Below are 15760 nucleotides of genomic sequence, written 5' to 3'. Positions count from 1 at the left end.
TTTGTGGGATGAATGAAAATCTAGATCCTACCACAAAAGGATACAACCCAGAAGAGTTAGATCTTGAAAAAAGATTGCGTCCCCTGTCATTTGATGATTTTGCCGGGCAAGACCAGGTTTTAGAAAATTTAAAAGTTTTTGTCGCTGCTGCTAATCAGCGCGGTGAAGCACTTGACCATGCACTTTTTCATGGACCTCCCGGACTAGGAAAAACTACTTTGGCTAATATTTTGGCAAATGAACTTAAGGTTGGAATCAAAATTACTTCTGGTCCGGTTTTGGATAAGCCGGGTGATTTAGCAGGTTTGTTGACAAATCTCGATGAAAGAGATGTATTATTCATTGATGAAATTCATCGGTTGAGTCCTATTGTAGAAGAATACCTGTATTCTGCTATGGAGGATTTTAAGATTGATATTATGATTGAGTCTGGACCTAATGCCAGGACGGTTCAAATTAATTTAAATCCTTTTACTTTAATTGGTGCAACTACACGTTCAGGTTTATTGACAGCACCAATGCGTGCTCGTTTCGGAATATCTTCCCGTTTACAATATTACACCACTGAACTTTTAACCACTATTGTTGAAAGAAGTGCTTCTATTTTAAAAATGCCTATTGATCTTGAAGCAGCAATAGAAATTGCAGGACGCAGCCGCGGTACACCCCGTATAGCAAATGCATTATTACGCCGTGTACGAGATTTTGCCCAGATAAAAGGGAATGGTACTATTGATCTGGAAATATCAAGGTATGCACTCAAAGCACTAAATGTTGATGCGAATGGGCTTGATGAAATGGATAATAAAATATTATTGACTATTATCAATAAATTTAAAGGAGGGCCTGTCGGTCTTTCTACTCTTGCTACAGCAGTCTCTGAAAGCAGTGAGACGATTGAAGAAGTTTACGAACCATTTTTGATTCAGGAAGGGTTCATTATGCGCACTCCCCGTGGTCGTGAAGTTACAGACAAAGCTTATAAACATTTGGGTAAGATTAATACGAATATCCAAGGAGGATTGTTTTAATTGCTATCTAATGTCTGAAGGCAAAACATATAATTATCCCAAGAAACTTTCAATTGTAAGATTTTTGTTAGATGCAGAAGGGATACGTAAAAATCCTATTCCGTTTCATAATAGGTACTTTGATGTTTTGGGAGATTCATTTTCTATTAGAATTGGAAAATCAAAATATATCATTTTATCCAGAGACAATGATGTTGCGGAATATATATTAAAGAAAAATCAAAAGAACTATCATAAATCAAAGTTTCAGTCCGTATATCTTTCGAAATATCTAGGTAAAGGACTTTTAACAGTTGATGGTGAATTTTGGTTAAAACAAAGAAGACTTATTCAGCCGGCTTTTCATAAACAAAAAATGAATGAGCTGGTTGAAAACATGGAAAAGATAATAATTTCTCAGCTTAATGATTTAGTAGAGGAAAAAGCAATTGATCTTTTTTCTGTAATGAGCGAATTGGCTTTCAATGTTGTGGCTAAATCATTATTTCAGCTTTCTACTTCTGATAAAAAATTAAATCGTATAAAATTTATTATCGAAGAGGTTCAGAATTTCTTAATCAAAGAAATCAGGTTGCCTCATAAAGCATGGTGGTTTTCAATTAGTGGTCAGGTAAAAAAACATCTTGAATTAGCATTTGAGAATAACAAAATCATTCAGGAAATTGTAGAGGAAAGGATTGCATCAAAAAATGAAGTTAATGATTTGCTCAATATGCTTCTTGAAACACGGTATGAGGATAGTGGTGAAGGAATGTCTGTAGAACAATTAATTGATGAAATAAAAATTCTTTTTGTTGCCGGACATGAAACAACAGCTAATGCTCTAACTTTTACCTTGCATCTTTTGGGTAATAATCCTAATGTGCAGGAGAGAATATTTGACGAAATTATCAAAATTGAATCTGAGACTGATAATGTAGTGGAGCAGTTACAAAGAATGACTTATATCAATGCAGTCTTAAATGAATCCATGCGATTGTATCCGCCCGCCTGGATTACAGACAGGGAGAATGTAGAAGATGATACTTTGGGTGATGTCTAGTCCTGAAAAAGTGATACAGGATTAATAAAAAATAAAAGTACAATTTTAGACAGTAGCAAGCTCAGGTTTGCTACTGTTTTTTGTTTTATAGGTTCTCATTTTAATTTTGTTTTGGTTATGCATCTGATTTGGAGTAAGCATGTAATTAGAATAATGAGGTCTGATTTCATTATAGATATCAATAGCTTCTTTTACAATTTTTTGCATGATTTCTGCTTTTTGGTTGTATTTGTCAACCCTAAATTCCTGTTTTAAAATACCATTAATCCTTTCTGCCACTGCATTTTCATAAGGGTCAGAGTTTTGTGTCATACTACATAGAATTTTATTTTTATTAAGCTGCTTTTGATAGTCATTAGCACAATATTGAATCCCTCTGTCTGAGTGATGTATCAATGGTAAGTTTTTGTTGTTTCTGTGTTTAAGAGCCATTTTAAAAGCCTTCAAACTGCTTTCTGTGTTCATGTTATCGGCGACATAATATCCCATAATCTTTTTAGAATAAGCATCTGTGACTAAGCTTAAATAGCAAGGATTATCTCTTTTTCCTATATAGGTTATATCAGAGACCCAAACTTGCTCTGGTCTGTTAATTTCTAAATCTAGAATTCGATTTTGATGTTTATTAAATCGATGATGTGAGTTAGTCGTTACATGATAACTTCGTTTAGAATGTATCAATAAATGATTGGCTCTGAGTATATCAAAGAACTTATCTCTTCCAATTTTCATTAATTGAAGTTTATCCAACAAAAGATAATATAGTTTTCGAGCACCTATTCTAGGCATTGTCTTCCTGATATTATTCACCATCAAAATCACTTCTTTGGCTTTGTTTTGTTTGGATGCTATTCTTCTAGTCTTTCGATAATAAACCTGTCTGTCTATCCCGAACAAATAACAGGTAAACGCTACTGTTTTTTGTTCTTTTGCTTTAAAGCGGGCGATTGTTCGGGTGCAGAGTTTTTTCGGATATCGATATGATATTCTTTCTCAGCTAAATCAATCATCATGTCAAACAAGATTGCTTTTTTATCTGCAACGTAAGCTTGTCGTTCTAAAAAAGCCTTTTGTTTTTCTAATAGCTTGACTTGGGCTTCAAGTTCCATAATTTTTTGTTCGGGTGACTTTGCCATATTCAAAGGGGATTGGTTTTCCCAATCAAAGTTACCAAATTTTCGTAACCAGCCCAGAACTGTAGCATGGCTTTGAATACCATATTGTTTTCTAATTTGGGTAATTGATGAACTACCTTGCTCAACTTCTCTAACGATTTGAAGTTTTAAGGACATGCTGTAATCTCGCTGGGTGCGCTTTACATAATTGCTGTATTCTTCCATAACGATTGTTTTTGTGTATCGCTATTTCAGGACGGGACATGAGTTTAATATTAAAAAAGGGACTCTGATTGGAGTTTCTTTTTATGAATTGCATCGTAATCCTAAATATTGGGAAAATCCCAATGAATTTATTCCGGAACGTTTTCTTGGAGAGCAAAAAAAGAAATCGATGCAATATTTTTATCCCTTTGGTGCAGGACCAAGAATGTGTATTGGAGCTGGATTTGCTATTTATGAAATGTGTCTGACACTTTCTTATATTGTAAAAAGATACATGATTAAATCTACTGAAAATGAAGTGCGGTTTAATCCTTTAATCACTCTAAAACCAGTTGGAGCTGAAGTGAAATTCTCTAAAAGATGACCATTAATTCCAAAGAGACATATTCGAAATTTATTAAATCTGAAGCAAAACGACTTGGCTTCATTTCTTGTGGGATATCCAAAGCAGGATTTCTCGAAGAGGAAGCTCCCCGTTTGGAAAAATGGTTAAGAAATAATTATAATGGTCAAATGACCTATATGGAAAACCATTTTGATAAGCGTTTAGATCCGACATTATTGGTTGATGATGCTAAAAGTGTGGTTTCACTTTTACTAAATTATTACCCTGCCGAAATTCAGAATAATGAAAGTTTCAAAATTTCAAAATATGCTTATGGTCAGGATTATCACTTTGTTATTAAAGAAAAACTAAAAGAATTTCTTCATTCAATTCAGGAAAATATAGGAGATGTTTCGGGACGTGCTTTTGTAGATTCGGCTCCTGTTTTAGATAGGGCTTGGGCTGCAAAAAGCGGTTTGGGCTGGATTGGCAAAAGCAGTAATTTATTAACTCAAAAAGTAGGCTCGTTTTATTTTATTGCGGAACTTATTTTGGACTTAGATTTAGAATATGATCATGCAGTAACAGATCATTGCGGTACATGTACAGCCTGTATTGATGCTTGTCCAACTCAGGCGATAGTTGCTCCTTATGTAGTAGACGGCAGTAAATGCATCTCTTATTATACAATTGAGCTCAAAGAAAATATTCCATCTGAAATGAAAGGCAAATTTGATGACTGGATGTTTGGTTGTGATACCTGTCAGGATGTTTGTCCCTGGAATCGTTTTTCTAAACCACATTCAGAGCCCTTGTTTAATCCAAATCCTGAATTGATTTCTTTTTCTAAAAAAGACTGGATTGAAATAACTGAGGAAACTTTTCGGCTTGTTTTTAAAAATTCGCCCGTTAAGAGAACTAAGTTTGATGGTTTGAGAAGAAACATTAAGTTTTTAGAATAATTATATAAGTGTTTATATTCAAATATTTTGAAGGTCTTTTTAGTTTTAAAAAGACCTTTTTTACTTAAATATAAAACATTGTTTTTTTCATAAAAAAATGGGGATGAATTATTCTTTTCTTTTAAAGAATAATTCGAAATAGTTAAATAAGTTTTAAATATTTAAAAGTGAGCTTTTTAGGTGCGGAAAAGATCTTCAGTCTTAGCTTTTATGTCTAATTTTTTTTAACTTTATAATCCTAAAATTTTTCAGATATGACTGTAAATCAAATACTAAACGCAAAAGGGAAAAATGTTTATTCCGTACGTTCAACAACAACTGTTTATGAAGCATTGAAAGTAATGGGCGAAAAAAATATAGGCGCTATTCTGATTATTGATGGTTCTGAGTTAAAAGGAATATTGTCTGAAAGGGATTATGCAAGGAAAATTGTTTTAAAAGACAAATCGTCAAAAGAAACGTTAGTTGATGAAATCATGGAAAGCACTGTTTTTACAGTAAAACTTTCAGATAATTTAGAAAATTGTATGGAACTTATGAGTACAAAAAGAATACGACACCTGCCGGTTTTAGAAGACGAAATTGTTGTAGGTATTATTTCGATCAGTGATGTTGTAAAAGCGATCATTGAATTGCAAAAGGATACAATAAATCATCTTAACTCTTATATTTCACAATAAGAATTCCAATAATAAAAATTTAGAAATAGTCCGAAATGTATCGGACTATTTTTTTATCCGGAAATTTAAACATTTTAGTAAAAGTATGCTCAAAAGCAAGCAGTTTTATTACAAGTCTTATATCTTTGTAAGAACATAATTAAAGTGAAAACGAATGAATAAAGAGACAAAAAGAAGAGAAGCGTTATTGTACCATTCAGAACCAACTCCAGGGAAAATTCAGGTAGTTCCAACTAAAAAATATGCAACCCAAAGAGACTTGTCTCTAGCTTATTCGCCAGGAGTTGCAGAACCATGTTTAGAAATCGCAGCAAATCCTGAAGATGTTTATAAATACACGGCAAAGGGAAATTTAGTAGCTGTAATTTCAAATGGTACAGCTGTCTTGGGTTTAGGAAATATAGGTCCTGAAGCAGGAAAGCCAGTAATGGAAGGAAAAGGTTTGCTTTTTAAAATTTTCTCTGATATTGATGTTTTTGATATTGAAATCGGGACAAAAGATGTTGAAGAATTTATTCAGACGGTAAAAAATATTGCTCCCACTTTTGGAGGGATTAATCTTGAAGATATTAAAGCCCCTGAATCTTTTGAAATAGAAAGAAGACTGATCGAGGAGTTAGATATTCCGGTAATGCACGACGATCAGCATGGAACTGCTATCATTTCTTCGGCTGCCTTAATTAATGCACTTGAACTGGCAGGAAAAAAAGCTGAAAATGTAAAAGTTGTTGTTTCTGGAGCCGGATCTGCCGCTATAGCCTGCACGGATCTATATGTTTCTTTGGGTGTTAAAGTAGAAAATGTTTTGATGTTCAACAGTAAAGGGCTCTTAACAAAAGATAATCCTTCGCTCTCAGAATTGCAGTTAAAATATGCTGTAGAGGGTGCTAAAATTGATTTGGCAGAAGCTGTAAAAGATGCCGATGTTTTTATAGGGCTATCTTCAGGAAATATTCTGTCGCCTGAAATGCTGTTGTCAATGGCTGAAAGTCCTATTGTTTTTGCAATGGCAAATCCAAATCCTGAAATCGATTATAATTTAGCTGTAGAAACCCGAAAGGATGTTATTATGGCTACAGGTCGTTCAGATTTTCCTAATCAGGTCAATAATGTTTTAGGTTTTCCTTATATTTTCAGAGGAGCTTTGGACGTAAGAGCAACAAAGATCAATGAAGCGATGAAAATGGCAGCTGTAAAAGCACTGGCGTCATTAGCGAAACAATCTGTTCCAGAACAGGTTAATGTGGCTTACGGTGCTACAAAATTAGGTTTTGGCCGCGAATATATTATTCCAAAACCATTTGATCCAAGACTTATTGCTGTTGTAGCACCTGCAGTTGCAAAAGCAGCTATAGAATCGGGTGTTGCTAAAAATCCGATTACAGACTGGGCTGCTTACGAAGAAAAGCTTTTGGAACGTTTGGGCAATGATAATAAAATGGTTCGTTTGATTACGAACCGTGCAAAAATAAATCCTAAACGAGTGGTTTTTGCTGAGGCAGAACATTTGAATGTTTTAAAAGCCGCTCAGATTGTTTACGAAGAAGGTATTGGTTTTCCAATTCTATTGGGGAATAAAGAAATTATTTTAGAACTTAAAAAGGAATTAGGATTTGATGCTGATGTTGAGATAATCGATCCTAAGACAAATGAAGAAGAAGCAAGGCGCAACAGATTTGCAAATTCATATTGGGAGACAAGAGAAAGAAGAGGAATTTCTTTGTTAGATGCTCAGCGATTTATGCGAGAAAGAAATTATTTTGCAGCAATGTTGGTTAACGAAGGCGAAGCAGATGGATTGGTTACCGGATATTCAAGAAGTTATCCAAGTGTTGTAAAACCAATGATGCAGTTAATTGAAAAAGCACAAGGTGCATCTCTTGTTGCCACTACAAATATGATGCTTACGGCACGTGGGCCAATGTTTTTGGCTGATACAGCAATAAACATTAATCCATCTGCTGACGATTTAGTCAATATTGCGATTATGACTGCTAAAACGGCTAAGATGTTTGGCATTGAACCAGTTATTGCAATGGTTTCCTATTCGAATTTTGGGTCATCAATACACCAAAATGCTTCAAAAGTAAGAGAAGCTGTTGCATATTTGCATAAAAATCATCCAGATATGATTGTTGATGGCGAAATCCAGGCAGACTTTGCTTTAAATCCAGAAATGCTTCAGGAGAAATTTCCTTTCTCTAAATTAGCAGGAAAAAAAGTCAATACATTGGTTTTTCCTAATCTTGAATCAGCAAACATTACATACAAATTGCTAAAAGAATTGTATAAGGTAAATTCTATTGGGCCAATTATGATGGGAATGGACAAACCAGTTCATATTTTTCAATTAGGAGCTAGGGTTGAAGAGATGGTAAATATGGCAGCAATCGCCGTTATTGATGCTCAGGCAAAAGAATTGAAGAAAAACAAATAGGACAAATAAGAGGGTTTATACGGTTGTTAATGTTGTCTTAAATTTAGTATATTTGACCCCACAAATAATATTATGATAGCACATTTGCAGGGTAAACTGGTGGAGAAAAATCCAACAGAGGTAATTATTGATTGTGCAGGGGTTGGATATCAAGTTAATATCTCACTGCATACTTTTTCATTAATTCCAAATACTGATTTTATAAAATTATATACGCATCTTCTAATTAAAGAAGATGCGCATACTTTATATGGTTTTGTAGAAAAATCTGAAAGAGAAATATTCAGAATGCTTATATCTGTTTCCGGAATTGGGGCTAATATTGCCAGAACAATGCTTTCATCTATAGATCCGAAGCAAATTATCAATGCTATTGCTTCCGGAGATGTAGGTGTTATCCAGTCTATTAAGGGTATTGGTAATAAAACTGCTCAAAGAGTGATATTGGATTTGAAAGAAAAAGTCTTAAAATTATATGATTTGGATGAAGTTTCTGTTGTTCAAAACAATACAAACCGAGATGAAGCGTTATCTGCTTTAGAAGTTTTAGGTTTTGTTAGAAAGGCATCTGAAAAAGTTGTCGAGAAAATTGTAAAAGAAGATCCGGAAGCTACTGTAGAAACCATTATCAAAAAAGCTTTAAAGGCTTTATAAATTAGTATTAAGACACTTGAATTGTATGCGTAAAATTTTACTTTTTTTACTGGTTTTATTTTGTAGTAAAGCTTTGCATGCACAGATAAATCCAACAATTCAGGATACTACTAAAACAGGGTTTTCTGTTGGAAAATTAGAATTGGAAAATCCCCCAAGCGTACTCTCTGGGTACAAATACGATCCTATCACAGACCGTTATATTTATACGAGTTCGGTTGATGGTTTTTCTATTGATTATCCTCTGGTTTTGACCCCAAAACAATATGAAGATTTGCTGCTTAAGGAATCCAGAAGAAATTATTTTAGGCAAAAAATGATCGCTGTTGATGGTAAAAAAGCAGGAAGTGAAGAGGCAAAGAAAGATTTGTTGCCAAGATATTATATCAATTCAAGTCTTTTTGAATCTATTTTTGGAAGTAATACAATTGATGTAAAACCTACTGGGTCAGTTGAAATGGATTTGGGATTGCTATATAGCAAGCAGGATAATCCTTCATTTTCTCCAAGAAACAGATCAAGTCTTACCTTCGATTTTGACCAAAGAATAAGTATGAGCTTAATGGGGAAGATAGGTACCAGATTAGAGGTGAATGCCAATTATGATACCCAATCTACATTTGCTTTTCAAAATCTTTTCAAACTTGCCTATACTCCAACAGAGGATGATATTGTTCAGAAAGTAGAAGTAGGGAATGTGAGTATGCCTCTAAACAGTACTTTGATTCGCGGCGCACAGAGTTTGTTTGGTGTTAAGACACAGCTTCAATTTGGAAAGACAACTTTTACCGGAGTTTTCTCTGAACAGAAATCACAAACAAAAAGTATAGTAGCTGAAGGTGGCGGAACAATTCAAAATTTTGATTTATACGCACTGGATTACGACAATGACAGGCATTTCTTCTTATCACAGTATTTTAGAAACAGGTACGATGCTTCGTTAAGAAACTATCCTTTGATTGATAGCCGAGTACAAATTACCAGATTAGAAGTTTGGGTAACAAACAAACAAAACCGCGTTAGTACTACAAGTAATAATTTGCGAAATATTATTGCGCTACAGGATTTGGGTGAAGCGCAACTTACAGGAATGTCAGATTCAGAAGTTGTAATTGTTAATCCTTCAACAGGTTTTTTTAACAAGCCAGCTGATTCGCCTACAGATAACAGTAACAATCAATACGATATTGATTTGATTGATAAGGGAGGGGCTCTAAATTCTAACATAAGGGAGATAGTTACTGCTAAGTCAGGATTTGTAAACGGAAATGTAAGTGAAGGAAGCGATTATTCAATACTTGAAAATGCTAGAAAATTAACTACTACTGAATATACTTTTAATCCTCAGTTAGGTTATATTTCATTGCAACAACGCTTAGCAAATGATGAGATTTTAGCAGTAGCCTATGAATATACTGTTGGAGGAGTTGTGTATCAGGTAGGGGAGTTTGGTAGTGATGGAGTTGATGGTACAGTAGTGACAGGAAACGCTCAAAATAATAACCAGGCCGTTATCACACAAAGTCTGATTTTGAAAATGCTGAAAAGCAGTTTAACGAATGTTAATAACCCTGTCTGGAACCTGATGATGAAAAACATCTACCAGATACCGGGCGCTTATCAGATAAAACAAGACGATTTTAGATTTAATATCCTTTATACAGATCCATCACCAATCAATTATATTTCACCGGTTGATACTGCAAATCCTTTTCCTACTAATCCAACCGCAGGTAATGAAGTAAAAGATACACCATTATTGAAAGTTTTCAATCTGGATAGATTAAATTATAATAATGATCCACAAGCAGGGGGAGATGGTTTCTTTGATTATCTACAAGGCATTACTTTTGATGCGCAAAACGGACGAATTATATTTACTACTAAAGAGCCATTTGGAAAGTTATTATTTGATAAATTAAACACAGGTGCAGCTGGAGAAAATTATAATGATCCTTCTACTTATAACCCGAACCAGAGAAAATATGTGTTTAGAAGTATGTATAAGACTACACAGTCAGGGGCTCTACAGGACAGTGATAAAAATAAATTTTTATTGAGAGGAAAATATAAATCATCTGGAAGTGATGGAATTCCGATTGGTGCTTTTAATGTTCCGCAAGGTTCTGTTGTTGTGACTGCCGGAGGAAGGGTTTTGGTTGAAGGTATTGATTATAGTGTTGATTACCAGCTTGGTAGAGTGCAAATTCTGGATGCATCTTTGCAGGCTTCAAATACACCAATAGAAGTTTCCTTAGAGAATAATTCTGTTTTTGGTCAACAGACCAGAAGGTTTATGGGATTCAATGTTGAACATAAAATTTCTGATAAATTTCTTATTGGGGGAACCTATTTAAAGATGACCGAAAGGCCGTTTACTCAAAAATCGAGTTATGGTCAGGAATCTGTAAATAATACCATTTTCGGATTTAATGGAAATTATTCTACAGAAATTCCATTTTTCACCAGATTAGTAAATAAGCTGCCAAACATTGATACAGATGTGCCTTCTAATCTTTCGATACGGGGAGAGGTTGCTTTTTTAAAACCAGACGCACCAAAAGCTAGTGATTTTGAAGGAGAAGCCACTATATATGTAGATGATTTTGAAGGTTCTCAATCAACTATAGATATGCGTTCTGCTTATGCCTGGAGTCTTGCTTCTACACCATTCATTAATTCTGCTACTGATAATACTTTCGGGGCGGCATCCAGTTCTTTAGATTATGGTTATAAAAGAGCTAAACTTGCATGGTATTCTATAGATCCAATTTTTTATACTCAAAAACCATCCGGAATATCAAATGACGATTTGTCTTTAAATACTACAAGGAGAATTTACAGCAAAGAATTATATCCAAATACAGATATTGCACAAGGTCAATTGCAGGTAATCAATACGCTCGATTTGACCTATTTTCCTTCAGAGAGAGGACCGTATAACAATAACCCTGATTTTGCTACAAATCCTGCGAATTCCAATTTTGGAGGAATTATGCGCTCATTAAATTCGACTAATTTTGAACAAAGCAATGTGGAGTATATCCAATTTTGGATGCTCGATCCTTATGTAGGAAATGCATCAGCACAACCTTCTAACGTCGGAAAAATATATTTTAATTTAGGAGAAGTTTCAGAAGATATTTTAAAAGACGGAAGAAAACAATATGAAAACGGATTAGGGCCTGATCAGGTAATGGTAACACCTCAGCCAATTTGGGGAGATGTCCCTGCTTCACAATCTTTAATTTACGCTTTTGATAATAATGCAGGGAACAGGACTAATCAGGATGTTGGTTTAGATGGATTGTCAAATTCAAGAGAAGCTTCGGTTTATACCAATTATGCTGGAGAGTCAGATCCTGCAGCTGATGATTATACCTATTTCCTAAATACTGATGGAGACGTTCTGAATCGTTATAAAAAATATAATGGTGTTGAAGGGAATTCCGCTGTTGATATAAATGATGCCAATAGAGGATCAACAACTTTGCCTGATGTTGAAGATATTAATCGCGACAATACGATGAATACAATCAATGCCTATTATGAATATAGTATTGATTTGAAACCTGAAATGGTTATTGGGCAAAATTATATTACCGATATCAAAGTAGTAAATAATGTTGAGTTGCCAAACGGAGGAACTACTACAGCCCGATGGATTCAGTTTAAGATACCAGTTGCACAGCCTCAAAACACTATTGGAAATATCTCTGATTTCAGGTCTATACGGTTTATGAGAATGTTTATGACAGGTTTTAATGATCAGGTTACAGTACGTTTTGGAGCATTGGATTTAGTAAGAGGAGAGTGGAGGAGATATGATGGTACTTTGGATAAAGCGGATGTTGATCCAACTAATGATGGAACTGATTTTGATGTTCAGGCTGTAAATATTCAGGAAAACAGTACAAAATGCCCCGTAAATTATGTTATGCCTCCTAATGTTCAAAGAGAACAATTATACAATAATAATACGGTAATCAATCAAAATGAACAGTCATTAGCATTACGGGTTTCAGGAAACGGACTGGAGAAACAGGATTCTAGAGCAGCATTTAAAAATGTCAGTATTGATATGCGTCAGTACAAAAAACTGAAAATGTTTCTTCATGCTGAGTCTCTTGAGAATGAAGCCACTGTTGCTGACAATGAGATGGTAGCCTTTATTCGATTTGGAAATGATTTTACAGAAAATTTCTATCAGGTAGAAATTCCATTAAAAATGACTGTAACAGGAGGAGGATGTAGCATAAATCCTGACTTGGTTTGGCCGGAAGCAAATGAAATGAACCTGGAACTTGATCTATTGACCAGGATGAAAATTAAAGGGATGAGTGTAGATATTAATTCTTCTAAACGAGATATTAATGGAATTTACTATCCTGATAATGATCCCGATGTTTCGGAAGGTGATGGTGATAGTAAATTAGTATTGGGTATTAAGGGTAATCCTAATTTCGGGTTGGTCCGAAATTTAATGGTAGGTATTAAAAATGCTAATACCGTTGACAAAAGAATAAAAGGAGAAGTGTGGTTCAACGAGCTCCGTTTGTCTGATATGGAGAACAAAGGAGGTATGGCTGCCATATTAAACATTGATACCAATATGGCTGATTTTGCTACAGTTTCAGCAACCGGACGTAAAAGTACAATTGGTTTTGGATCTATTGAAGAAGGAGCAAATGAAAGAGACCGTGAAGATATTCAGCAATATAATATTGTTACGAATTTAAATTTAGGAAAATTATTGCCACCTAAATGGGGGATTAATTTACCGTTTAATTATGCTATTGGCGAAGAAATAATTACGCCTGAGTACGATCCTTTTAACCAGGATATTAAACTCAAGCAATTGCTGGATGAAACTACAGATCAGGCTCAAAAAGACAACATTAGAAACAGGGCTATAGATTATACCAAACGCAAAAGTATCAATTTTATAGGCGTTAGAAAAGACAGGGCGCCTGAGCAAAAGCCACATGTTTACGATATTGAGAATTTTACTTTCTCTCAATCTTACAATCAGGTTGAACGTCATGATTATGAAATTGAGGATTATGAAGATGAATCATCAAATTCGTCTGTAAATTATGCTTACACCTTTCAGCCAAAAGAAATAACTCCTTTCAAGCAGACCAAATTCATGAAAAAAAGTGAATACTGGAAACTGCTAAGCGATTTCAATTTTAATTATTTGCCATCCAATATTTCTTTCAATAGTAATATTATCAGACAAAGTAATCGCCAGCAATTCAGACAGGTTGAAGATGTTCAGGGAATTGGTCTTGATGCTCTTTACAGAAGAAATTTTGCGCATAATTATCAATATGGATTCGGTTTTAATCTGACTAAATCTTTAAAATTAAATTATACAGCATCTTCAAATAACATCGTTAAAAACTTTCTGAATGATGACAACACTCCGAAAGAAGATTTTAGCATTTGGGATGATTATTTTGATCTTGGAACGCCAAATCAGCATACACAGCAGCTGGTTTTAAATTATGATATTCCAATTAACAAAGTGCCTGTTCTTAGTTTTATAAAAGCCAATTATTCTTATACTGCAGATTATAACTGGCAGCGTTCTTCAACTGCGTTGTCACAATACGAAGAAGAAAATCCAGATGGGTCTTTTACAACATATGATTTAGGGAATACGATTCAGAATGCAAATTCAAATACTTTAAGTACGACTTTAAATATGGCTACTTTATATAAATATTTAGGTTTGATACCAGGATCTAAAAAAGCAGCAAAACCAAAACCCGCCGGACCACCAAAACCAGGAGAAAAAATAGTAAACACGAATAAACCACAAACGACCAGAAGTCCGTTTTTTGATGGTTTAATTGGGGTTTTGACCAGTGTGAAAAATATTCAGATAAATTATACAGAGAACAGCGGAACAGTCTTACCGGGTTATACTCCAGGGATAGGATTTTTAGGTACCTCTAAGCCAACTTTAGGTTTTATTTTTGGAAGTCAGGATGATATACGATATGAATCAGCTAAAAATGGCTGGCTGACCACTTATGATAATTTCAATCAAAATTATACTCAGGTTAATAATAAGCTTTTGAAGGCAACAGCAAATGTTGATTTGTTTCCGGATTTTAAAATAGACTTAACCATGGACAGGTCTTATTCTGAAAATTCTTCAGAGCAGTATAGTGTTGTCAATGGAGAATATACACCGCTTTCTCCTTACACCTACGGAATGTTTTCTATTTCTACCGTATTAATTAAAACAGCATTTTCTACAAGTAACGAAAATGTATCAGCTGCTTTTGATGATTTTCGAGAAAACCGTCTTATAATAGCTAATCGTTTGGCTGAAGATAGATATGGGACTGTAATTCCTCGATATAATGCCGCAACCCTTCCTGCAGAAGACTCTAATCAGCCTTTAGATAATCTTGCAAATCCAAATAACCCTGATAGAAAGATGATTCAGTCAAATGATGGTTATCCTGTGGGTTATGGAAAAAGTAATCAGGCCGTTTTGCTTCCGGCATTTTTAGCTGCTTATTCAGGAAGTGATGCATCAAGCTCTTCGACAGGTATTTTTAGAAATTTCCCTATTCCGAACTGGAGTATAAAATATAATGGACTGATGCGATATAAATATTTTAAAGACAGATTCAAACGTTTTTCTTTACAGCACAACTACAGGGCTTCTTATACAATTAATCAGTTTAGATCCAATTTTGATTATAACGAAGATCCTAATGGTACAGATGTAAATGGTAATTTCTTCAATAAAACGATTATGTCAAATGTAAACTTGGTAGAACAGTTTAGTCCGTTAATTCGTGTTGATTTCGAGTTGAAAGGATCGTTGAGGGTGCTTACAGAGGTTAAAAAAGACAGGGCTTTATCTATGAGTTTTGATAATAATTTATTGACCGAAGTTAAAGGTCTTGAATATGTGGTAGGTTTAGGGTACCGTTTTAAGGATGTAATTTTTTCATCAACTCTGGCCGACAATCCAACAGGAATTATAAAAAGCGATATTAATATCAAAGCAGATTTCTCCTATAGAAACAACCAGACTCTTGTTCGTTATTTAGATTATAATAATAATCAATTGGCAGCAGGACAAAATATCTGGTCGTTAAAACTTACTGCAGATTATGCTTTCAGCAAGAACCTTACGGCTATTTTTTATTACGATCATTCGTTTTCGAAAGCAGTTATTTCTACATCATTCCCACTAACAAACATTCGCTCAGGATTTACACTTCGATATAATTTTGGGAATTAATTTTGTTATTATAAAC

10 protein-coding genes are annotated in these 15760 nt (G+C 34.4%); 8 read left to right on the top strand and 2 right to left on the bottom strand.

The window, feature by feature from the left end; translation table 11 throughout:
* Window positions 1-8 precede the first annotated feature (8 nt).
* Entirely contained in the window at window positions 9-1031 is a 1023-nt protein-coding gene (gene ruvB / locus ACNC7R_RS18780; RefSeq protein ID WP_417942564.1) for a Holliday junction branch migration DNA helicase RuvB, read from the top strand.
* A 10-nt stretch (window positions 1032-1041) separates the two neighbouring features.
* Window positions 1042-2073 (top strand): cytochrome P450, encoded by a 1032-nt coding sequence (locus ACNC7R_RS18775; RefSeq protein ID WP_417942563.1) that lies wholly within the window; start codon window positions 1042-1044, stop codon window positions 2071-2073.
* A gap of 45 nt (window positions 2074-2118) precedes the next feature.
* Here ACNC7R_RS18775 and ACNC7R_RS18770 read toward each other — a convergent pair whose 3' ends face one another.
* Both ACNC7R_RS18770 and ACNC7R_RS18765 read right to left on the bottom strand, forming a co-directional pair.
* Window positions 2119-2970 (bottom strand): IS3 family transposase, encoded by an 852-nt coding sequence (locus tag ACNC7R_RS18770; RefSeq protein ID WP_417939276.1) that lies wholly within the window; start codon window positions 2968-2970, stop codon window positions 2119-2121.
* Between the two features lie 14 nt (window positions 2971-2984).
* Window positions 2985-3413 carry a transposase gene (locus ACNC7R_RS18765; RefSeq protein WP_417939275.1) on the bottom strand — a complete coding sequence of 143 codons (429 nt, stop codon included), beginning with the start codon at window positions 3411-3413 and terminating at the stop codon, window positions 2985-2987.
* A gap of 13 nt (window positions 3414-3426) precedes the next feature.
* Between ACNC7R_RS18765 and ACNC7R_RS18760 the strand changes: the two genes are divergently transcribed.
* From ACNC7R_RS18760 to sprA, 6 genes are all read left to right on the top strand, one after another.
* Window positions 3427-3777: a cytochrome P450 gene (locus ACNC7R_RS18760; protein WP_417942562.1), complete on the top strand. Its 351-nt coding sequence runs from the start codon at window positions 3427-3429 to the stop codon at window positions 3775-3777.
* Window positions 3774-4700, top strand: a complete 927-nt coding sequence (queG, locus tag ACNC7R_RS18755; protein ID WP_417942561.1) for a tRNA epoxyqueuosine(34) reductase QueG — start codon at window positions 3774-3776, stop codon at window positions 4698-4700. Before ACNC7R_RS18760 ends, queG begins: the two co-directional genes overlap by 4 nt.
* A gap of 254 nt (window positions 4701-4954) precedes the next feature.
* Complete coding sequence (locus ACNC7R_RS18750; protein ID WP_417942560.1) at window positions 4955-5380, top strand: CBS domain-containing protein; 426 nt, start codon at window positions 4955-4957, stop codon at window positions 5378-5380.
* Between the two features lie 154 nt (window positions 5381-5534).
* Entirely contained in the window at window positions 5535-7817 is a 2283-nt protein-coding gene (locus ACNC7R_RS18745; protein ID WP_417942559.1) for an NADP-dependent malic enzyme, read from the top strand.
* A 72-nt stretch (window positions 7818-7889) separates the two neighbouring features.
* Window positions 7890-8471 carry a Holliday junction branch migration protein RuvA gene (gene ruvA, locus ACNC7R_RS18740; RefSeq protein WP_417942558.1) on the top strand — a complete coding sequence of 194 codons (582 nt, stop codon included), beginning with the start codon at window positions 7890-7892 and terminating at the stop codon, window positions 8469-8471.
* Between the two features lie 25 nt (window positions 8472-8496).
* Complete coding sequence (gene sprA, locus ACNC7R_RS18735; RefSeq protein WP_417942557.1) at window positions 8497-15744, top strand: cell surface protein SprA; 7248 nt, start codon at window positions 8497-8499, stop codon at window positions 15742-15744.
* Window positions 15745-15760 lie beyond the last annotated feature (16 nt).

Source organism: Flavobacterium adiutor, assembly GCF_048282555.1.
In the GTDB taxonomy this organism is placed as follows: domain Bacteria; phylum Bacteroidota; class Bacteroidia; order Flavobacteriales; family Flavobacteriaceae; genus Flavobacterium.
The sequence above is the reverse complement of the archived record's forward strand: the minus strand, read 5'-3'. Positions and strand labels throughout refer to the sequence as shown.

Coding starts and splice junctions, on each gene's coding strand:
- ruvB (WP_417942564.1), top strand. CDS start 9: ATGAATGAAAATCTAGATCCTACCACAAAAGGATACAACCCAGAAGAG.
- ACNC7R_RS18775 (WP_417942563.1), top strand. CDS start 1,042: ATGTCTGAAGGCAAAACATATAATTATCCCAAGAAACTTTCAATTGTA.
- ACNC7R_RS18765 (WP_417939275.1), bottom strand. CDS start 3,413: ATGGAAGAATACAGCAATTATGTAAAGCGCACCCAGCGAGATTACAGC.
- queG (WP_417942561.1), top strand. CDS start 3,774: ATGACCATTAATTCCAAAGAGACATATTCGAAATTTATTAAATCTGAA.
- ACNC7R_RS18750 (WP_417942560.1), top strand. CDS start 4,955: ATGACTGTAAATCAAATACTAAACGCAAAAGGGAAAAATGTTTATTCC.
- ACNC7R_RS18745 (WP_417942559.1), top strand. CDS start 5,535: ATGAATAAAGAGACAAAAAGAAGAGAAGCGTTATTGTACCATTCAGAA.
- ruvA (WP_417942558.1), top strand. CDS start 7,890: ATGATAGCACATTTGCAGGGTAAACTGGTGGAGAAAAATCCAACAGAG.
- sprA (WP_417942557.1), top strand. CDS start 8,497: ATGCGTAAAATTTTACTTTTTTTACTGGTTTTATTTTGTAGTAAAGCT.